Origin of the sequence: Roseibium aggregatum, from assembly GCF_014692675.1 — a bacterium.
Lineage (GTDB): Bacteria > Pseudomonadota > Alphaproteobacteria > Rhizobiales > Stappiaceae > Roseibium > Roseibium aggregatum_C.
The window spans coordinates 1-20,178 of record NZ_JABFCZ010000027.1 but is presented as its reverse complement, the minus strand read 5'-3'; the positions used below and the strand labels follow the sequence as shown (position 1 = coordinate 20,178).

16 protein-coding genes are annotated in these 20,178 nt (G+C 61.8%); 3 read left to right on the top strand and 13 right to left on the bottom strand.

Annotated features, from left to right (window positions below; translation table 11 throughout):
- Nucleotides 1-7: 7 nt before the first annotated feature.
- On the bottom strand, nucleotides 8-1,432 hold the full coding sequence (gene gltX / locus HK439_RS21545; RefSeq protein WP_190293553.1) for a glutamate--tRNA ligase: 1,425 nt from the start codon (nucleotides 1,430-1,432) through the stop codon (nucleotides 8-10).
- Nucleotides 1,433-1,585: 153 nt separating this feature from the next.
- Between gltX and HK439_RS21540 the strand changes: the two genes are divergently transcribed.
- Nucleotides 1,586-3,952, top strand: coding sequence for a ComEC/Rec2 family competence protein (locus HK439_RS21540; protein WP_190293552.1), 2,367 nt, complete (start codon nucleotides 1,586-1,588; stop codon nucleotides 3,950-3,952).
- Nucleotides 3,953-3,965: 13 nt separating this feature from the next.
- Here HK439_RS21540 and lexA read toward each other — a convergent pair whose 3' ends face one another.
- Nucleotides 3,966-4,691, bottom strand: coding sequence for a transcriptional repressor LexA (lexA, locus tag HK439_RS21535; protein WP_190293551.1), 726 nt, complete (start codon nucleotides 4,689-4,691; stop codon nucleotides 3,966-3,968).
- 332 nt (nucleotides 4,692-5,023) lie between these two features.
- Here lexA and HK439_RS21530 point away from each other — a divergent pair, with 332 nt between their 5' ends.
- On the top strand, nucleotides 5,024-6,154 hold the full coding sequence (locus HK439_RS21530) for a M20/M25/M40 family metallo-hydrolase (RefSeq protein ID WP_190293550.1): 1,131 nt from the start codon (nucleotides 5,024-5,026) through the stop codon (nucleotides 6,152-6,154).
- Nucleotides 6,155-6,206: 52 nt separating this feature from the next.
- Here the strand turns inward: HK439_RS21530 and HK439_RS21525 are convergent, their stop codons facing one another.
- The 8 genes from HK439_RS21525 to HK439_RS21490 form a co-directional block, all read right to left on the bottom strand.
- A complete protein-coding gene (locus tag HK439_RS21525) occupies nucleotides 6,207-7,241 on the bottom strand; it encodes a histone deacetylase family protein (RefSeq protein ID WP_190293549.1) in 1,035 nt (344 codons plus the stop codon).
- Nucleotides 7,242-7,253: 12 nt separating this feature from the next.
- Nucleotides 7,254-8,234 carry an NAD(P)-dependent oxidoreductase gene (locus tag HK439_RS21520; protein ID WP_190293548.1) on the bottom strand — a complete coding sequence of 327 codons (981 nt, stop codon included), beginning with the start codon at nucleotides 8,232-8,234 and terminating at the stop codon, nucleotides 7,254-7,256.
- The gene (locus HK439_RS21515) at nucleotides 8,221-9,516 is read right to left on the bottom strand and encodes an ArgE/DapE family deacylase (protein WP_190293547.1); all 1,296 of its coding nucleotides are present in this window, start codon (nucleotides 9,514-9,516) and stop codon (nucleotides 8,221-8,223) included. Before HK439_RS21515 ends, HK439_RS21520 begins: the two co-directional genes overlap by 14 nt.
- Before the next feature lie 24 nt (nucleotides 9,517-9,540).
- Complete coding sequence (locus HK439_RS21510; protein WP_190293546.1) at nucleotides 9,541-11,169, bottom strand: ABC transporter ATP-binding protein; 1,629 nt, start codon at nucleotides 11,167-11,169, stop codon at nucleotides 9,541-9,543.
- A 3-nt stretch (nucleotides 11,170-11,172) separates the two neighbouring features.
- Nucleotides 11,173-12,012: an ABC transporter permease gene (locus tag HK439_RS21505; RefSeq protein ID WP_190293545.1), complete on the bottom strand. Its 840-nt coding sequence runs from the start codon at nucleotides 12,010-12,012 to the stop codon at nucleotides 11,173-11,175.
- The gene (locus HK439_RS21500; protein ID WP_190293544.1) at nucleotides 12,012-12,980 is read right to left on the bottom strand and encodes an ABC transporter permease; all 969 of its coding nucleotides are present in this window, start codon (nucleotides 12,978-12,980) and stop codon (nucleotides 12,012-12,014) included. The genes HK439_RS21505 and HK439_RS21500 overlap by 1 nt, the downstream gene beginning before the upstream one ends.
- 72 nt (nucleotides 12,981-13,052) lie before the next feature.
- Nucleotides 13,053-14,603 (bottom strand): ABC transporter substrate-binding protein, encoded by a 1,551-nt coding sequence (locus HK439_RS21495; protein WP_190293543.1) that lies wholly within the window; start codon nucleotides 14,601-14,603, stop codon nucleotides 13,053-13,055.
- Nucleotides 14,604-14,693: 90 nt separating this feature from the next.
- Nucleotides 14,694-15,467 (bottom strand): class II aldolase/adducin family protein, encoded by a 774-nt coding sequence (locus HK439_RS21490; protein WP_190293542.1) that lies wholly within the window; start codon nucleotides 15,465-15,467, stop codon nucleotides 14,694-14,696.
- A 398-nt stretch (nucleotides 15,468-15,865) separates the two neighbouring features.
- Between HK439_RS21490 and HK439_RS21485 the strand changes: the two genes are divergently transcribed.
- Nucleotides 15,866-16,528 (top strand): GntR family transcriptional regulator, encoded by a 663-nt coding sequence (locus HK439_RS21485; RefSeq protein ID WP_235988054.1) that lies wholly within the window; start codon nucleotides 15,866-15,868, stop codon nucleotides 16,526-16,528.
- Here the strand turns inward: HK439_RS21485 and HK439_RS21480 are convergent.
- Genes HK439_RS21480 through HK439_RS21470 form a run of 3 tightly spaced genes read right to left on the bottom strand, consistent with a single transcriptional unit; the run spans nucleotide 16,471 to nucleotide 20,144 of the window.
- The gene (locus tag HK439_RS21480; RefSeq protein WP_190293540.1) at nucleotides 16,471-17,475 is read right to left on the bottom strand and encodes an FAD:protein FMN transferase; all 1,005 of its coding nucleotides are present in this window, start codon (nucleotides 17,473-17,475) and stop codon (nucleotides 16,471-16,473) included. The two genes, HK439_RS21485 and HK439_RS21480, sit on opposite strands and share 58 nt — an antisense overlap.
- The gene (locus tag HK439_RS21475; protein ID WP_190293539.1) at nucleotides 17,456-19,663 is read right to left on the bottom strand and encodes a PepSY domain-containing protein; all 2,208 of its coding nucleotides are present in this window, start codon (nucleotides 19,661-19,663) and stop codon (nucleotides 17,456-17,458) included. Before HK439_RS21475 ends, HK439_RS21480 begins: the two co-directional genes overlap by 20 nt.
- Nucleotides 19,664-19,673: 10 nt before the next feature.
- Nucleotides 19,674-20,144: a DUF2271 domain-containing protein gene (locus HK439_RS21470; protein WP_190293538.1), complete on the bottom strand. Its 471-nt coding sequence runs from the start codon at nucleotides 20,142-20,144 to the stop codon at nucleotides 19,674-19,676.
- Between the last annotated feature and the right edge of the window lie 34 nt (nucleotides 20,145-20,178).

Genomic DNA, 20,178 nt, shown 5'->3' with positions numbered 1-20,178 from the left:
TTACGTTCTAAATTGCCTGATCCCTGATCCGGTTCAGGGATTCTTCCCGCCCCAGGGCAACAAGCACATCGTAGATTCCAGGAGACGTTCCGCGCCCGGTGAGTGCAGCGCGCAATGGCTGCGCCACCTTGCCGAGTTTCAGCTCCTTTTCCTCCGCGAACGCCTTGACGGAGACCTCGAGGGCTTCTGCTTCCCAGGTAGGCACTGCGGACAGCGTTTCATGCAGACCTGAAAGCAGCGCACGAGCCTCGTCGTTAAGGATGTTTGCGGCCTTTTCATCGCAGTCGAGCGGCCGCTGGCGCCACAGATACGAGGCGCTTTCCGTCAGCTCGACCAGCGTCTTCGCGCGTTCCTTCAGGCCCGGCAGAGCGGCAAGCGCGGTCGCTTCATGGTCCGCTTCTGCGAGCCAGGCAAGAACGTCCTGACCGCCGTCGATGTGTTCCAGGCAGGTCTTCCAGTGCTGCAGCAGCTCCGCATCCGCCGTGGCCCGCATGTAATGGCCATTGAGGTTTTCGAGCTTCTTGAAATCGAAGCGCGCCGGCGACTTGCCGACGGCTTCCATGCCGAACCATTTGATCATGTCATCCGTGGACATGATTTCCTCGTCTCCGTGGCTCCAGCCGAGGCGGGCAAGGTAATTGCGCATGGCTTCGGGCAGATAGCCCATTGCCCGATAGGCTTCCGCGCCGAGGGCTCCGTGGCGCTTGGAAAGCTTGGCGCCGTCGGGACCGTGAATGAGCGGGATATGGGCCATGACCGGAACGTCCCAGCCCATGGCCTGGAAGATCAGGGTCTGGCGGGCGGCATTGGTCAGGTGATCGTCTCCGCGGATGATATGGGTGATGCCCATGTCATGGTCGTCGACGACGACGGCCAGCATGTAGGTCGGCGTGCCGTCGGAGCGCATCAGGACGAGATCGTCGAGATCCTTGTTGGGGAACGTGACCCGGCCCTGGACCAGGTCATCGACCACGGTTTCGCCTTCCAGCGGCGCCTTCAGGCGGATGGCCGGGGCGACGCCTTCGGGGGCTTCGGACGGGTCACGGTCGCGCCAGGTGCCGTCATAGCGCGGCGGACGGCCTTCAGCGCGGGCCTTTTCGCGCATTGCGGCAAGGTCTTCCTGCGTCGCATAGCAGCGGTAGGCCTTGCCTTGCGCCAGCATCTGTTCGACCACTTCCTTGTGGCGGTCGACCCGGGAGGCCTGCGAGATCGGTTCGCCGTCCCAGTCGAGACCGAGCCAGGTCAGGCCGTCCAGGATCGCATCGACCGCTTCCTGGGTGGACCGAGCCCGGTCGGTGTCTTCAATCCGCAGCAGCATCTTGCCGCCGTGGTGCCTGGAAAACAGCCAGTTGAAGAGTGCGGTGCGGGCGCCGCCGATATGCAGGTAACCGGTCGGGGAAGGGGCGAAACGGGTGACGACGTCTTGGGCCATGGTGTTCTTTGAAGGTCTCTGCCAGAATGGAGGAAAAGGTCGGCTTAAAGCCGAGTTGGGCGGGTCTTAGCATAGCCGGACGGAAGGCAAAACCGTTCCGTAAGATCCGTTGCACAAAGACTGCTTTTACGTGTTGCGTCAAAGGAGCGGTTCTTGAGTGGGGGAGCGGGTGATCATCCGCTGAAAGATGACAAGGTCTACCCGAGGCCAGTTCCCGCGCAAGCTCATTCTAATAGTCACCCATTCGAACGATTCCGCTGGCCTATGCGGCTCTTCCGATTTCGAATAGGGCAGGCCGAAGACGGTTATTCGGATTATTCACGTCTTAGGGATGATCGCGCCGAATGGAACCGGAGATTTGCAGAACAGCGACTGCTTTGGTCCGGGTTCGCATTTGCTGCTGGCATAGCTCTTTATGTGCTCCTTCCCGAGGAGCCGGATTTCTACGCTGTTTCTGCTCTTTTTGCAGCCGGCTCGATCTTTGTCCTGAAGACGTATCGGCAGTCATGGCTGTTGCCGGTCAGTGCTATTGTCCTTGCCCTGGTGGCAGGTATCTTTTTTGCCGACTTGCGCACGATACTGATGGATGCCCCGCGCCTGGCGGACGCGAGGACATTCACGATTACCGGACGGGTGACAAATCGCGAAGTCACGCAGCGAGGACCGCGTCTGACAATCGACGTCAGGGATGTCGCGGATTTACCGCGCGGTCTGACAAGGGACACCTTTCCGCGACGCATCAGGTTAAGCGTGCCCAAAACATCGATCTCCCGAACAGGAGATGCCGTCACGGTCCGCGCGCGCCTCTTTCCGCCATCGGGGCCGGTTCGTCCGGGAGGCTACGATTTTTCCTTTCGCGCCTATTTCGAGCAGATCGGGGCGACCGGTTTTTCCTATGGCGCGCCGGAGCCGGCGGATCTAGGGGCGCCGTCAATCCTTCTGAAGGCAAAGCGACAACTCGCCGATTTGAGACAGAGGATTTCCGACAGGATATACGGGCTCCTGGGAGCAGGCGATCGTTCTGCGCTGGCTGCCGCCCTGCTGGTCGGAAACCGAAGCGGTCTGTCCGCAGAAAGCGAAGAGGCGCTGAGGCAGGCTGGACTGGCGCATATCCTGGCGATATCCGGCCTGCACATGGCTCTTTTCGCCGGCGGAACCTATACGGTGTTTTTAATGCTCCTGTCCTTCAGCCAGACCGCGGCACTCCATTATCCGACCCACCGAATTGCCGCAGTGGCAGCGCTTCTGGCCGCGGTCTGCTATCTCGCGCTTTCCGGGGCTTCGGTCGCGACCCAACGCTCTTTCATCATGGTTTTTCTGGTGTTTCTGGGTGTTCTGACCGGCCGGCGCGGTCTGACATTGCGCAGTGTGGCTCTCGCCGGTCTGATCCTTCTGTTGCTGGCGCCGGAACGGCTCTTTTATCCCGGGTTCCAGATGTCGTTTGCCGCCGTGATCTGCCTTGTGGCGGTCTATGATGCCCGGCGCCAGGGGAAGTCCGACCGTTTGTCGAAAGAGCGCAAGGGAGGTCCCTTTGCGAGGGGGCTTCAGTTCGTTTCCCGCTGGGTGTTCGGCCTGTTTCTCACTGCGCTGATTGCAGGGACGGCGACCGGATTGATCGGAACCTATCATTTCGGCCGCATCGCGCCCTATGGACTCATCGGTAACATGCTTGGCATGCCGGTGTTCTCGCTGATCGTCATGCCCATGGGGGGTCTGGCCCTGATCCTCATGCCTTTGGGATTGGCGAGCCTGCCGTTGCAGATCATGGCGTTCGGCATCGATCTGCTGTTGGCAATCGCGGACTGGACTGCCGGATTCGGATCCCATGGCGGCGCGGTGCCGGTACCGGGCGCCTTGACCACATTCCTGGCAACCGCAACGCTTTTTATTCTGGTCCTTGTTCCGGGAAAATTGAAACTCGTCAGTGCGTTGCCGTTTTCGGCAGCCGTCATCGCCGCTGCACTGTCGCGCCCGCCGGATATTCAGATCGCGGACAAAGGTCAATTGATCGCAACACGGGATGAAGGCGGTGTGATGCGTTTCCATGCCGGCCGCGCCGGCTTTGTAACGGAGAACTGGCTTCAGGTGGAAGGCCTGCCGGGGACGGCATTCGAGGGGCACAGGATGGCTGCGGGGCAATTTGCCTGCGACGGGACAGGCTGCCTCTATCGGGCTTATCCCGACAGAGCGCCCGCCTCCTATCTGCCGTTGTTCGGGTTATCCGGTGCCAGCGAACTAGACCCAAATATTGGCAGAACCGATCCGCTTTTGCTGGCTGTGCCCAAAACAGCGGACGCGCTGGATCTGGATTGCCGTCTTGCGGATGTCATTGTCACGTCGCTCACCGTTTCCGATGACTGCAGCGCCGGGCTGGTGATCGACCGCCGCAGACGACAGGAACTGGGCGCGCTCTCCATTTGGCTGGTTTCGCCGCAAGAGCCGGTGCCGAAGTCAGATCATGCCCGGATCGAGTATTGGCAGGCGGCGAAAACCACGCCGCCCCGCCCTTGGCATCGATAGAGCAGGAGAACCGTCAATACTGGCGGAACAAGGCCACCAGGCGTCCCTGGACACGGACGCGTCCGGGACCAAAAATCCGGGTCTCGTAAGCGGGGTTGGCCGCTTCGAGCGCGATCGAGTCGCCCTTCTTGCGCAGCCGCTTCAAGGTGGCTTCCTCGTCATCCACCAGGGCGACGACGATATCGCCGCTGTCGGCGGTGTCGGTCCGGCGGATCAGGACCGTGTCGCCATCCAGAATGCCGGCTTCGATCATGGAATCACCACGTACTTCCAGCGCGTAGTGTTCGCCCTTGCCGATCAGCTCAGCGGGGACGCTGATTGAGTGACTGTGGGTCTGGATCGCCTCGATCGGCACACCGGCGGCAATCCGGCCCATGACCGGCACTTCGATGCCCGCGGCTTCTTCGTGAACGGCCGGCGCGGGGGCGGCAGCGGGGGGCGTCGATGGTTTGCCCAGCGAGCCTTCGATAACCTCCGGAGAAAAACTGCCGCGGGGGCGGGGGGCACCGAGACCGGGTGCGATCGATTCGGGCAGGCGAATGACTTCCATCGCGCGGGCGCGATTGGGCAGACGCCGGATGAAGCCGCGCTCCTCGAGAGCGGTGATCAGCCGGTGGATGCCGGATTTCGACCTCAGATCGAGCGCGTCCTTCATTTCGTCGAAGGACGGCGGCACGCCGGTTTCCTTCAGCCTTTCGTGGATGAACATCAGAAGTTCATATTGCTTGCGCGTCAACATCAGTCGGTCTCCCGTGCGAACCGGCGCCGGTACAAATCATGAACGTACCATACCTGTTCTCATTGTGTTCTGCAAGCATTAAGGACCGGTTAGCGCTGGAACCGGCCGCGGTTGTCGGTATGAATGGCCGAATGCGCACCGGGGAGGCGGGCCGTCACAGCTGGTGCCTATGTGTGTGTTTATTAGCTCGATTCGGGTGACCAAATCGACGGGCATCTGATGGACCAAGGCGCTGTCATGCTTTAACAATTGATCCAGGAGTTTTGCGGAAGCCCTCCTGGGAAATCGCTTGGTTTCCGACCCTTTTGCCCAGCTGTTTCGGAGATTTGACCTTGTCCCTTGATCGTCTCGATTTCGATACGCACCGGATTCTGGCCGGGCTCAGGCCCTGGGTCGAATGCGAAAGCCCGACCTATGATGCGGCGGCTGTCGACCGGATGATGGACCTGGCAACCTATGACCTGGTTGCTGCCGGCGCGTCCATCGAGCGGATTCCGGGCCGCATGGGATTCGGCGGTTCCGTCCGGGCGACTTTTCCGCACAAGGATGCCGGCAAGCCCGGCATTCTGATTTCCGGCCATCTCGACACGGTTCATCCGATCGGCACGCTCGATGTGCTGCCCTGGCGGATTACGGAGGGCAAGTGTTACGGACCCGGTATCATGGACATGAAGAGCGGCAACTATCTGGCGATCGAAGCGCTCAGGAAACTGGCTCAGGCGGGCATCGAGACGTCCCTGCCGGTGACGATCCTGTTCACGCCGGACGAGGAGGTCGGGACACCGTCCACCCGGGATCTGATCGAGGCGGAGGCGCGAAAGAACAAATACGTGCTGGTGCCGGAACCGGCCAGTGCCGACGGCGGCGCGGTCACCGGGCGCTATGCCATTGCCCGCTTCAACATGAAGACCCAAGGCAAACCGAGCCATGCCAGCTGGGCGCTGGAGGACGGCCGGTCGGCCATTGCCGCCATGGCGAAGAAGATCCTGGAGATCGAGGCCATGACCACGCCCGACTGTACCTACAGCGTCGGCGTCGTCCATGGCGGCAAATGGGTCAATTGCGTATCTTCCCACTGTGAGGCGGAAGTGCTCAGCATGGCGAAGCGCCAGGCCGATCTGGATGCCGGCGTGGAGCGCATGCTTGCCTTGAACGGCGAGGAAAACGGCGTCGTCTTCGAGGTCACGCGTGGCGTGACCCGGCCGGTCTGGGAACCGGGCGAGGGCACCATGAGGATGTACGAGCTCGCCCGGGATATCTCGAAGGAAATCGGCTTCGACCTGACCCACGGCAGTGCCGGGGGCGGTTCCGACGGCAATTTCACCGGCGCCATGGGCATTCCGACGCTCGATTCCATCGGCGTGCGCGGCCGCGGCCTGCATACACTGGACGAACACATCTTCATCGACAGTCTGGTGGAGCGGGCAAAGCTCATGGCCGGCCTGCTGATGCGATTGTCCTAGACTGAACCGGATTAGGGCAGGCTTTAGGCCTGCCTATCCTGACCGAACCGGGTCAATCCGTCTTTGACAGTTCGTCCCGGCTGGCGGTCAGAAAGATTTCCGCGTTGTTCGACAGGGACGGGCCGAGGTAGCCGCCTTCCTGGATGAGGGCGGTCGGCAGGCCCATGCGGACGATTTCCCGCGCCATGGTCTCGAACCCGGTTCCGGTCATGCCGACCTCTGACAGCGGATCGTCCCGGGCCATGTCGAAGCCCAGCGAAATCACCAGGGCTTCGGTGCCGAAATCCTGAATGGCTTGGACGCCTTCCCGGAACCGGTGGAGGATTGCCGCCTCCGTGGCGCCGGGTTGAAGCGTCAGGTTCAGTGTCGCGCCCTTGCCCGGACCTTCACCGGTCTCGTCGGCATAGCCGAGGTAATAGGTCGGATAAATATCCGGATCCACATGCAGGGAGCACAGGAACACGTCGCCGCGCTCGTAGAAGATGTCGAGCGTGCCGTTTCCAGTATGGGTGTCGATATCGAAGACTGCGACCTTGCCGTATTCCTGGCGCAGCACCTGGGCGGCGACGGCGGCGTTGTTGAAGAAGCAAAAGCCGTTGGCGCCGTTCGACATGGCATGGTGCCCGGGCGGGCGGCACAAGCCGTAGACCATCCTGTCGCCGGTAACGACCCTATGGGCCGTCTCGACGGCCGTTTGCGCCGACCAGTAGATCGCCTCCCAGGTGTTTTCGGTCAGCGGCACGGAGGTGTCGGTCGCATACCAGCCGAGCTGGCCGTAAATCGAGGATGATCTACGGCCGGCGCGCCGGCCGGGATGATAGGTCGGAATGGGCTCCGCGTCTCCGGCCGCTTCGCGCCAGCGGACATAGGCGTCTTTCCAGAAATCGACGTAGTCGGGATCGTGCACGGCCTTGATCGGTTCTTCGCCGTGGTCCAGCGGCGGTTCGATTTCAAAACCGTTTTTCAGGAGCATGTCGCGGATCAGAACCGCGCGTTCCGGCTGTTCCGGATGTGGAATATAGGCACCCCGGCGGAAATAGCGTTCCGGATTGTGCTTGAGCTGACGTTCGTCGAAGATCGCTTTCATGGGGTGACTGCCTCAATACCCTCTGGTCCGGTCGACCGTGTTTCGTGGCTTCCTGCCGGCGGCCACGTCACAGGCGGCCTGGACGACCTGCTCCGCCATCAGGCGACGGGAGGAATCGCTGGCCTGATGCGGCGTGATCAGAATGCGCTCGTCGGTCCACCACGGGTGGTCTGTGGGCAGGGGCTCGGTGTGAAAGACGTCCAGCGACGCGCCGCCGATCTGACCGCTGTCGAGCGCAGCATCGAGATCCGCATCGACGAGATGTTCGCCGCGTCCGAGCTGGATCAGGCGTGCGCCGCGGGGCATGGCGGCAAAGAGATCCGCGTTCAGGATGCCTTCGGTTGACGGGGTCAGCGGGAGCACGTTGATCAGGGCCTGTGACTGAGCCGCGGTCCGCATCACGGCACCGTCGCCGGCCTCGAAGCGAATTCCCGGATGCTGCTCGCCTTCAGGGGCATTGCGAACCGCCGCGACGACCGGAAAGCCCATCGCGTTGATCGCGCGGGCGATGACCTTTCCCATCAGGCCGTAGCCGAGCAGGCCGACCGTGTAGTCGCGCGGTGAGGGCGCGACGTCGAAATTCTGGTGTTCCCAGCGGCGGTCCGCCTGGTTCTTCAGATAGAAACCCATGTTCCGCTGGTGCCAGATGACATGCCAGGCGGCGAAGCCGGCCATGAGGTCGGCCTGGTTGTCATCCTGAACCCGTGAGACATAAACATCCGGGGGAAGGCTCGGACAGGCGATAATGCTGTCGACCCCGGCAGCGATCGAGCAGGCCAGTTTCAGATTGGGGTAGGGCACAAAGGCATCAGATGCCGGATACCAGGTCAAGGCGAAGCGGATATCCTCCGGGTTGTCGATGTCTTTCGGGCTGCGCAGGCGGATCCGGTCTGAATAAGCCTCGAAATACCGGCTGTAGAACGCTTCCAGATCATAGCGTTCGCCGAGGTAGACGCCCTCGACGATCGTAGCCCTCACGTCAGCGTGCTTCATCGCCGATCCGCTCCAGTCCGCACCAGTCTGCTATGAACAACGCAATCGCGCCGGTGACACGTTTGATAGAGGACAGGCTGACCCGTTCGTCGAAGCCGTGGATGTTTTCGGTGATGGGGCCGTAAACGAGGCAGGGCATGTCGGCATAGATGACGAAGACCCGGGCGTCGAGATAGCCGGGCGTGACGAAGCTCTCCAGTGTGTTGCCGGTCGCATGCCTGTGGGCTTCGGCAAGTGCTTTCTCCGCATCGGTGTTTTCTTCCAGGACATAGCCGCGGGCGAAGAAGCCGTTCCAGGTCACCTGCGGCGGCCGGTTGCCGAGGAAACTGTCATTGCCGAGATCGGCGGCGAGATACTCCTCGATCTGTTTGGCGCGGTCGGCGGGGTCGTCTCCGGGATAGATGGCAATGCGGCAATGGAGCTTGCACCAGGCGGCGACTGTGGAGGCCCAGTCGCCGCCCTCGATCTTGCCGACATTGAAGTTGATCGGGTGATCCAGGTCCTCAAAATAGGGATAGTTGACCTTTTCCGCATTCCAGTCCTCGGTCATGCGTTTCAGGCTTTCGATGACCCGGTAACTCGCTTCGATCGCGTTGGCGCCGGTGCCGGCCTCGCGCACATGGACGGGGTGGCCGGCAACGAGGATTTCAAACCAGAGCACGCCGCAATTGGCGCGCACCAGCATTTCGTCTTCCGGTTCGGGGATGATCGCGGCATCGGCGGTATAGCCTTCCACCAGACAGGCAAGCGCGCCGTTGCCCGTGCACTCTTCTTCCACGACGCTCTGGATATGAACCTTCGCCGCCGGCTGGAAACCGAGACGCCTGAGGGCGTCGAGTGCGAAGATATTGGCGGCGATGCCTGCCTTCATGTCGCCGCCTCCCCGGCCGTAGAGCCAGTCGCCGACGCATTTCGGCTCAAAGGGCGGCGAAACCTCCCACATATCGTGCGGGCCTTCCGGCACGACATCCATATGACCGTTCAGGATCAGCGACCTGCCCTTGGTTTCCTTCGGCGTGTGGGTGGCAACAACGTTGACCGCATCGGTATAGTCAACCGTCACCGGGGAGAAACCAGGGTGGTCGTGGATCTTGCTGATATCGATGGCAAAGGTTTCCACGTCATAGCCGCGCTCCGCCAGTTCCTTGTGCATGAAGTGCTGGGCCGGCTTTTCCTGACCGCGCAGGGACGGGAAGCGGATTAGCTCCGATGTAAAGGCGATCTGGTCTTCGAAACCGGCATCCACGGACTCCAGTATCGCTTTGCGGAAGGTATCATCCACGTTTCAAGGTTCCTGTCATGTCGTTTAACCGGTAGCGGCCAGTTCCTTTTCGCGGCCTGGAATGGCCTCGATCAGGGACCGGGTATAATCGCTCCGGGGGTGATTGAAGATTTCGTCGGCCGTCCCGAGTTCAACCAGGTTGCCTTTCTGCATCACCGCGATCCGATCGCAGATCTGGGCGGCGACCCTGAGATCGTGGGTGATGAACACAAGAGACAGATTGAGCCGCTGTTTCAGCTCCGCGAGCAGATCCAGAACCTGGGCCTGAATGGAGACGTCGAGCGCGGATACGGCTTCATCCGCGATGATGATCTTCGGCTCCAGGGCCAGCGCCCGTGCAATGCCGATACGCTGGCGCTGGCCGCCTGAGAATTCGTGCGGATAGCGGTCGATGGCCGATGGGTCGAGGCCAACAAGCTCCAGCAGTTCCGCCGCCCGGTCATAGGCCTGTTTGGCGGGAACACCGTGGGCGATCGGGCCTTCGGCGATGATGCGGCCGACCCGGCTGCGCGGATTGAGGGACGCGAACGGGTCCTGAAAGATCATCTGGATCGATTTGCGTGCGGTGCGGAGCCTTTCCCCGGTCAGCGCGGCCATGTCTTCGCCGTTCAAAAGGACTGAGCCTTCGTCGGGATCCTGCAGGCGCACGAGACAGCGGCCGACGCTCGACTTGCCGGACCCGCTCTCGCCGACCACGCCGAGGGTTTCGCCGACACCGAGTTCGAAACTGATCCGGTTGACCGCATGAACAACCCGCTCCGGGCTACCGAAGAGCCCGCCGCCGGAGCGATAGGTCTTGGTCAGTCCGACCACTTCCAGAATGGGCTTGGACTTGTCCAGTTCCTCGGTCTCTCCGGTGTGGAGTTTGGGGATCGCCGCGATCAGCTTGCGCGTATACTCATGCTGCGGATTGTCGAGGACATCGGAGGCATTGCCCTGTTCCACGATCTTGCCGAACTGCATCACGGCCACCCGATCGGCGATTTCCGCCACGACTCCGAAATCGTGGGTGATGAACATCACCGCCATGCCGTGCCGTTCCTGGAGATTGGCAATCAGGTCCAGGATCTGCGCCTGGGTGGTGACATCGAGCGCGGTCGTCGGCTCGTCGGCAATAAGGATTTCCGGTTCAAGCGCCAGAGCCATGGCGATCATCACGCGCTGGCGCTGACCGCCGGAGAGCTGGAAAGGATAGGCCCTGGCGGCCTTCTCAGGATCGGGAATACCCACTTCCGTCAGGAGTTCGATTGCCCGGGTCCGGCGCTGGGCCGGCGTCAGCAGATTATGCGCCTCGAAGACTTCCGCGATCTGGTCGTCGACCCGCATCAGCGGATTGAGCGCCGACATGGGTTCCTGAAAGATCATGGCGAGCTTCCGACCGCGCAGATCGCGCAACTCGTCTTCCGACAGTTTCAGGAGATCCATGTGGTCGAACAGGATCTCGCCCGCGGTCGGATGCACCAGATCCGGCAGAAGGCCCATCATGGCGTTGGCCGACATGGACTTGCCCGAGCCGCTTTCGCCGACGATGCATAGGATTTCGCCCGCGTTCAGTTCCAGGGAAACGCCGTCGACGGCAAAGGGACGATCGGCGCCCTCCGGCAGGGCGATCTGGAGCCCGTTGATGCGCAGAACCGGTTTGGTCTGGGACATGGCCTATTTCCCCTTTCTCGACAGACGCGGGTTCAGGGCGTCGTTCAGACCTTCGCCGATGAGATTGAGCGCAAGCACCGTCACCAGGATGGCAAAGCCGGGGAAGAAGGAGAGCCACCAGGCCTGCCGGATCACCGTACGCGCCGCCCCGATCATGTATCCCCAGGACATGAGGTTCGGGTCACCCAGTCCCAGAAAGGAAAGGGAGGATTCCAGCAGGATGGCTGTTGCCACCATGAGGGAGGCGAGCACGATGATTGGGGATAGCGTGTTGGGCAGGATCTGGCGCCAGATGATGGTGCTGTTCTTCTGCCCGGACAGGATCGCGGCCTCCACATATTCACGCGAGCGCAGGGACAGAACTTCGCCGCGGACCAGACGGGCCACAGGCGGCCAGCTGACGATAGCGATCGCCCCGATGATCGACTGGACACTCGGTTCGAAAATGGCGACCAGAACGATTGCGAGCGCGAAGTTCGGCACGGTCTGGAAGAACTCGGTGAAGCGCATGAGGGCGTCGTCGACAATGCCGCCGAAATATCCGGCCAGGGCACCGATGGGAATGCCGATCAGCAGGGACACCACCGTAGAGACAAGCCCGATCAGCAGAGACACCTGTGCGCCATAGGCGAGGCCCGAAAGTACGTTTCGGCCGAGCGCATCGGTGCCGAGCGGCAGGGCTTCCATGGTCAGCGGCGGCAGGAACGGGCGCTGCACCATCTTCCAGGGCGACTGGGGAAACAGGAGCGGCGCGAGGATCGCAATCAGGATCACCAGGACCAGAATGGCCAGCCCGGCCACGGCGCCGCGATTGCGTTTGAAGCGTTTCCAGAAGTCCCGCATCACGATGCCCTGATTCTGGGATCAACGACCCGGTAGAGGATGTCGGTGATCAGGTTGAAGAGGAGCACCATGGCGGCGGAAACGAAGAAGACGCCGAGCAGGACGTTGTAGTCGCGCTGGGCAAGCGCATCGAACATGAGACGTCCGATCCCGGGCCATGCGAACACCGTTTCCGTCAGCACCGCGCCGCCGACCAGCTGGCCTGCCTGCAGGCCGGCAAGCGTCAGGACGGGCAGCATGGCATTGCGGAAGATGTGCCGCCACTGGATAATCCCCGGCTTCAGGCCCTTGGCGCGCGCGGTCTTGACGAAATCGAGGGTCGAGACTTCCAGCATCGAGGCGCGGGTCATGCGCATGTAGACGGCCATGAAGAACAGGCCTAGCGTCAGGGCCGGCAGGATCAGGTGTTCGCCGATATCGAGCGCACGGGCAAAGCCGGTGTAACCGCCGCCGACGGTCTCGTATCCGAAGCCGGGCAACCAGTTCAGTTCGACGGAAAACAGAAGAACCGCCATCAGTGCCGCCCAGTAGAGCGGCGTGGCGTAAAAGAGCAGGGCAATGGTGGAAATGATGGTGTCGGACCACTTGCCGACACGGGCGGAGGCTAGCACGCCGGCGAGCACTCCGAACACGAGCGAGATCACGAAGGCGGTGATCGTCAGGAGCAGCGTCGCAGGTAATCGGTCCAGGATGAGATCCGCCACGGGCATCTGCTGGCGGTAGGAAAAGCCCAGGTCCAGCTGCACGACGCCGCCCAGATAGATCCCAAGCTGGGTCAGGAGCGGCTTGTCGAGGCCGAACTGCTCCTTGAGCTGGTCAAGGAAGATCTGGTCCGCAGCTCCGGCCTCGCCGGCCATCACGGCGGCCGGGTCGCCGGGCGCGGCGTGGATCAGAAAGAAGTTCAAGGTGACGATGGCGATCAATATGACCGCCGCCTTGACCAATCGCAGGGCGATGAAACGCAGCATCCGACCTCTGGTGTCTTTTTCTTGTTGGAAGACCCCGCGCGGAACCGATCAGGTCCCGCGCGGGACAGCGTCTTACTTTTCGATGTAGGCGTCGCGGAAGCCGTCGTTTACACCGATCGCGGTGGTCACGAGGTCCTTGACGTTACAGCGGTAGATGGTCGGGAAGCCGAGTTCCAGGAGCCATGCGACCGGAACGTCCTTGGTCAGGATCTGCTGTGCCTCGGTGTAGAGCTTCTGGCGCTCTTCCTTGGTGACCGCAACGGCTGCCTTTTCGAAGATCTCGTCGATCTTCGGGTTCTTGTAGCCCTCGACATTGTTCCAGGGCGACCCCTTGGCAATGTTCGACGAGATATAGGTCCGGGCAACGCCCAGCGCCGGATCGCCGTACTGGTAGAGATAGGTGAAGGCGAGATCGTAATCCCATTCACTGATCTTCTGGTTCCAGCCGGCGACGTCGGTCGCAACCATTTCCACGTTGATGCCGACTTCTTCCAGGTTCTGCTTGATGGCTTCGGCCCAGCGCTGCCAGGTTTCGCCGTAGGGCAAGGGCAGCAGACGCACAGGCGTGCCGTCGTAACCCATTTCCTTCAAGAGTTCCTTGGCCTTTTCCGGATTGTAGTCGTAGTGGGTCACGTCATTGGTATAAAACCGGGTGGACGAGGACACCGGGCTCTGGGCGACGGCGCCAAGGCCGTTCCACAGGGCGTTCTTGGCGAACTCCCGGTCCATGGCATACATGACCGCCTGACGGAAACGCACGTCCGCGGTCGGGCCTTCCCGGTTGTTCAGCCACAGCCAGGACAGCGGGCCGATGAATTCCCAGCCCTTGTCGGTGATGCAGCTGTTGTCCAGGTTGGCGAGACGGCTGACATCGAAGTTCTCGACCGAACCGCCCGGCAGGATGTCTACGACACCGGTTTCATAGGCCACGGCGCGCGAAGCCGCATCGGGGATGATGTGCCAGTAGATCTCGTCGAGATGCGGAAGGCCCTTGATGTAGTAGTCCTCGTTCTTCTTCAGGAGGATGTGAGATCCCTTGACCCATTCGACGAACTTGAACGGCCCGGTGCCGATCGGGTGGTTATTGGCCGGATTGGTCTTGTAGTCCGTGCCTTCGTAGATGTGCTTCGGCACGATCGGCATGGTGCCGCCTTCGAAGATGCCGATGAACGGACCGAACGGTTCCTTCAGCTTGAAGACGACCGTGTTTGCATCGGGCGCCGTGATCGATTCCACATGCTCAAGTGACGTGCGCAGGCGGGCATGGGTCTTGCGCAGAAAGACGTCGGCGGAAAAGACCACGTCCGCGGAGGAAAACGGCTCGCCGTCATGCCATTTCACGTTGTCGTAGAGATGGAACGTGTAGGTGAGGCCGTCGTCGGAGATTTCCCAGGACTTCGCCAGCTGCGGCATCGGTTCCAGGTCTTCGTCGTAACGAAGCAGGCTTTCATAGATGTTGCCTGCGACCATCTGGGTCGGGCCGTTCTGCACCAGGCCGAGCATGAGGCTGGGCGGTTCCGGCTGGATGACGACGTCTGCGCGTCCTCCGTCAACCGGTGCGGCGTAGGCCGTGCCGGTGGCCACGATCAGTGTCGCGGCCAAACTGGTCAGTCTTTTCAGCATATTCGATTTCCCCTCGTTGCCGGCGCACGGATATTGTCTCTTATCACGCCGTTTGCTGATGGATGGATTGGGAGGTGGTGGACCTTGTGGTCAGTCCACGAGGTCCGGGTAATGCTTGATCGCGAGACGCTGGAATGCATCCCACTGCGGATCCGGCTTGTTGCCGGAATGCTGCTTGTCCCAGCCTTCATATTGCTGGGCGGTCTTTTCGGCGAGTTCCGCATCGAGTTTCCGCGGTGTCCCGCCTGACGACATGATCGCAAGCTGGGCCTTGCAGGCCCGTTCCAGGTTGAACATCAGCGCGAACGCCTCGCCGACGGTGCGTCCGCAGGTCAGAAGTCCGTGATTGCGCAGGATCATGACATTGCGGTCGCCCAGGTCGGCGACCAGCCGTTCCCGTTCTGCCAGGTCCAGCGCGATGCCTTCATAGTCATGGAATGCCATGCGATTGTAGAACTGCAGGGACCACTGGTTCAGCGGCAGAATGCCTTCTTCCATGGACGAGATGGCGACACCCGCCACCGTGTGCGTGTGGAGCACACAATGGACCTCCGGGCGCGCGGCATGGACCGCGCTGTGGATCGTGAAACCGGCCTTGTTGATCCCGGCGCCATGGGGGTCGCGCAGGATATTGCCATCGATATCCACCGTGGCCAGGCTGCTGGCGGTGACCTCGTCGAACCGAAGTCCGTAAGGATTGATCAGGAAGGCGTTTTCGCCTTCGCCCTCTGGCGCCTTGGCGGAAATATGGGTGAAGATGCTGTCGTCCATCTTGAAATGGGCGATCAGCCGGTAGGCCGCGGCAAGGTCGATGCGCTCCTTCGGCTGGCCGGTGGTCGATGGGATCGCAGAGATCTGTGTCATTGCCTTCTTGCCCCGTTGCCGCGGTTTCGCGACTTCCTGTTCAATTGATGGCCCGGACCTGAGAATCCGGTTCCGTATTTTTACGTGCTACGCAAACATGGCAGAGAGCAAGTGTCAATTGTCGACAATATTCAATTTTTGAGCAAGGATAGAGGTCCATAACCAGCAACTTGGCGCCGATTGCATGCGCATTAGGCAGTCTGATGCTCCTGGATTAGGTCGGGCGAGCGATTTGCCGTAACTGGAAACCGGATCGTTTCGTGGTATCGGGACAAAAAGGAAAGCTCGGATCCAGAGCGCAAAAAGAGGAGCGGCGATCGCACTCGAATGCCGCTTTGCGAAGTACAAGGCCGGTCGCTCTGCAAACGGGTGCGACCGCAACAAGGTGTCCAATGGGGATGTTTTCAGCACTTGAAACGACGGATCTCGTCCAGCAGATCGCCAGGCAGATCATCAATGCGATCACGGATGGACAATTGAAGCCGGGAGAACGGCTGACGGAATTGCGGCTGTCCAAGGAATTCGGGACGAGCCGGGCGCCGGTGCGCGAAGCACTAAGGCTTCTGGAAAGCCAGGGGCTTGTCGTTTCCAGTCCGCGGCGCGGTTTTTTCGTGCGGACCCTGACATCCGACGATCTTCGCGACATCTACGAACTGCGCATCGGGATGGAGATCCATGCAGCCGACCTTGCGCTGCAGCGGATCACCGACCGGGAATTCGGACTGCTAAGGGCCCAGGCGGACAAGCTTTACGAACTCGCCGAGGAAGGGTCGATCGGCGAGCAGATCTTCGCGGACTTTACCTTTCACCGCATGCTGTGCGCCTTCGGCGGGAATGCCCGGCTTCTGAAGGTCTATGACGACCTTGCGGTAGAGATGCGCGCCGGCATCACGCTGATCGGAAAACTGTATGACGATCCGCACAAGATTGCCGAGACCCACGAGCCCATTCTGGAGGCACTCCAGAACAAGGACCGGGTCAAATTAAGAGAAGCCCTCCGCTATCACATCGGTGTGGCCCGGGACGAAGTCGTGAAACTGTTCACGGACATGGGCGCCTGATCCAGGAAGAGAGGTCCAACGCCCAGAGGCACGATCTCGTCCCTGGCACGCCGAAGAAACAGAGCGCTTAATCCGCGTTCCTCAGCCAGGCGCGGGCCGCTTTCCATTCCCAGAACCATCAAGGCGGTGGCCCAGGCATCGGCTTCCGTGCAGGTTCGGGCCACCACCGTGACCGAAGCCGGCGCCTCTTGAAGCGGCCCGCCACGGCGCGGATCCATCGTGTGCGACAGGTGTCTGCCGCCAACCTCGATCCAGTGACGGTAATCGCCCGACGTGGCCACGGCCGCATCCTGCAGGGTGAGGATGGAATAGGGTGTCCGGATCTGCATGTCCGGCTCTTCGACCGCGACCGCCCAGGGGCTGCCATCCGGCTGAAGGCCGAGGGCGCGCAGCTCTCCGTCGATCCCGACGAGCGCATCATGGATACCGAAATCGGTGAGTGTATCGGCCAGGCAATCCACGCCATAGCCTTTGGCAATGCCGGACAGATCAAGAGCGAGCGAAGCGTGTTTGCGCACCTGGCAGGCGGCAGGGTTCAGCTCAAGGGTCTCATGTGCCGGATGGCGTTTCATCTCAAGGGCGGCCCGAATGCGAATGGGATCGGCTTCGGCTGAACCGAAGCCCCAGGCCGTCACCGCATCGCCCATCCCGATATCGAATGCCCCATGGGATTCGCGCCCGATCACAAGCCCAGTTTGGAGGACATCGAAGAGCTTCGCCGGCACCGGTATCCAGGTATCCCTTGGGGCTGCGTTGAGCCGCATGAGGTCGCTGTCCGGTTTCCATGTGGACATTTGCGTGTCCACCTCTTCGACGGCCGCCTGTAGAGCGGCCTTTACCGGAGCGACGTCGAGGTGTTGTGGCGCATGGAACAGCGCCGACCAGCGCGTGCCCATGGTCGGGCCGTTCAGGGCATGTCGGTTCAGGTCAGTAAACGTCTTCGACATAACGTCCCTCCGCTTTCAGGATTGCCGGCGTCAACCCGGCAGGGGCCAGGATGTCGGTCAGGCTTTCGGCCACGCCGCGGGCCATGTCGCGTCCGCCGCAGATCATGATCCTGGCTCCGGCGGCAATCAGTTGCGTTATTTCTGTTGCGTCCCGCCGCAGGGCATCCTGGACGTAGACCGGCGACTTGCCGCGCGAGAAAGCTGTCGCGACCCGGCCGAGCCTGCCGTCCCGCGACCATTCGGTGAGTTCTTCCGAATAGAGAAAGTCGCTTTCCGGATGACGTGCGCCGAAGAAGAGGTGGATCGGGCGTCCGGCCGTGTTGTTCCGGATAAAACCGGCAAGGGGGCCGATGCCGGTCCCGGCGCCGATCAGGATCAACGGCGCCTTGCCACGGCCCGGACGGAAGCCCGGATTGTGGCGGATGAAGGCGTTCACCGTTGCGCCGGGCTCGAGGTCCATCAACTGGCCGGAGCAGAGTCCTCCGGGATGTTTGCGGACAGCGATCTCGACGAAGCCGTCCTTCGCGCCCGAGGCAAGCGAATAGAAACGGGGTAGGGTGGACCCTTCCGGAATAATACCGAGCAGATCGCCGGCAGCGAATTTTGGGAATCCGCGCCCGATCAGTCGGCTCCATAGCGAAGCCCTGGGAATTTCGAACCTCAGGATCGCTGTCGGGGCCTGAACTTCGGCGCCGTAGTCCCGTCGCGACACCAGGGTCAGGCCCGTGGCCGCCGGCTGTTCAGGCTGATGGTTGAGCTCGAGTTCGACGCCGATCGCCGTCCCGAAGGTCCGGCCCCAGCGGGCAAAGTCCTGTGGTGACTGCCGGTCGACGGTTTCCATCGGGATCAATGTCTGCCAGCCTTTTGCCTGCGCGGCGTCCATGACCTGTTCGGCAAAGGCACAGAAGGCGGGAAAGCTGCGGTCGCCAAAGCCGAGCACGGCAAGCGGAGCGTCCGGTGCCCTGTTCATTGCCGACAGCCGCTCCAGGAAACCCTTTGCCGATGCCGGCGCATCGCCGTCGCCGTAGGTCGCGGCAAGGATGACGATCCTGCGGGCTTTCGGATAACGGTCCGGATTGAACGTGGACATGGCAGCGGTGTGAACCGACTGTCCCACGGCCTTAAGCTCTGCCTGGAGCGTGGCGGCAAAGCCCCAGGTGCTGCCGCCTTCGCTGCCCACGAGCACGATAGTTTCCGCCTTGTTTGCCGGCACATTCCCGCGGAGGCGCGGGCGGCCCCTGCGTCCGGCAGCCCAGACTGCAAGACCGGTTCCACCCATGACCGGAAGGCCGAGCGCCATCAGTCCCAGGACAAGGCCGAGCAGGGATGCGCCCTGTCCGGTATGCAGCATGTAGACGGTTTCCGAGACCCTGTCCCAAGCGCTCAGATCTGCCCAGGCCAACAGGTCGCCGCTGCCCTGGTCGATGTATCCGGTTCCCGTATCGGTTTTCAGGGTGAAAACATCGGTGGCGTCGTCCGGATAGGGGAACGTCAGGTCACGCAGGTCTGCGACCGGGGTCTTCACGAGGGTCGGGATCTTCGTTAATGCGATACCGGCCTTGCCGCTTACCTCGGCAGGGAAGGCGGGTTTGCCCGGGCCGCCAGGCAAAAGGTCAAAGGTGTTGGCGGTCATCCACAAAGCGGTTGCCGACGAGATCAGGAGGCCGGCGACGGAGAGCCGCGCAATCTCGACATGCAGCCTGCCGGACAGCGGGCCCTTGAGGGGGGAGAACCACCGGCGCCATCCGCCGGCCCGACGCGCGACCAGAAAGATGCCGGACACGGTCAGGACCAGGAGCGTACCTGCGCCGAGCGCGGAGACGATACGTCCGGTGTCGTCGAGGAACAGCGAACGGTGCAGGTTCGTCAGCCAGCGTTCCGTCTGGTTCGGATCCGCGGCGGCTATTCCGGACCCGGTAGAGGGATCGATCACGGCCGATCCGGGTCGGCCGTTATCGAACCAGTAGGCGGTGATCCGGCCCGATGGCGCACGCCGGATCTGTTCGACGCCGGGGTAGGTGTCCTGGATACGTTGTGCGAGCTCCGCCACCGACAGGCCCGTCTCCACTCGTGGTGCCGACAGGGTTTCCACAGCTGGGAAGAGCGAAAGCGCAGCGCCACTCAGGGCAAGAACGGTCAGGAGTAGTGCTGCCAGGAGACCCGGCCAGCGATGGAGCGCGCGGATCATATCCGTCTCCTCAGAAGTTGTAGCTGAAAGAGTTGATATAGCGGCGGCCGTGTATGGAGGTCCCGGCGCCGGCAGATGTCAGCGGTACGGTGACTTCGTTCGGGCTGTCGCGCATGTTTTCGACGGCGGCGTCGATATGCAGCTCGTAGCCCGCGTCGAACAGGGCATCAGCGAGATCAAGGGTGATCTTTAGCGACCGTCCGGCCCCGACGCTGGCACCGGTAATGCCGTTGATTTCTGCCGGGTTGCCATTGGTGGCGCGGAACCAGTCGGACAAATGCTCATGGTACTTGGATTTGGGGCCGGCCATCCACAGACTGCCGACATAAGCCCCTTTGGCATTTGTCACGTAAAGCGCAAGATACGCGCCGTCACCGCCGTAGTTGTTGAGCGTCGTCGTCAGGGTCACGGGCTTGGCGGCGGCAAGACCCGGCAGCGTCAGGGCGGTCGTCAGCGCGAGGGCTGCAAGAAGCGATTTCATGATCTGGTTGCCTTTCAAATTGAGGGGGCGGGGG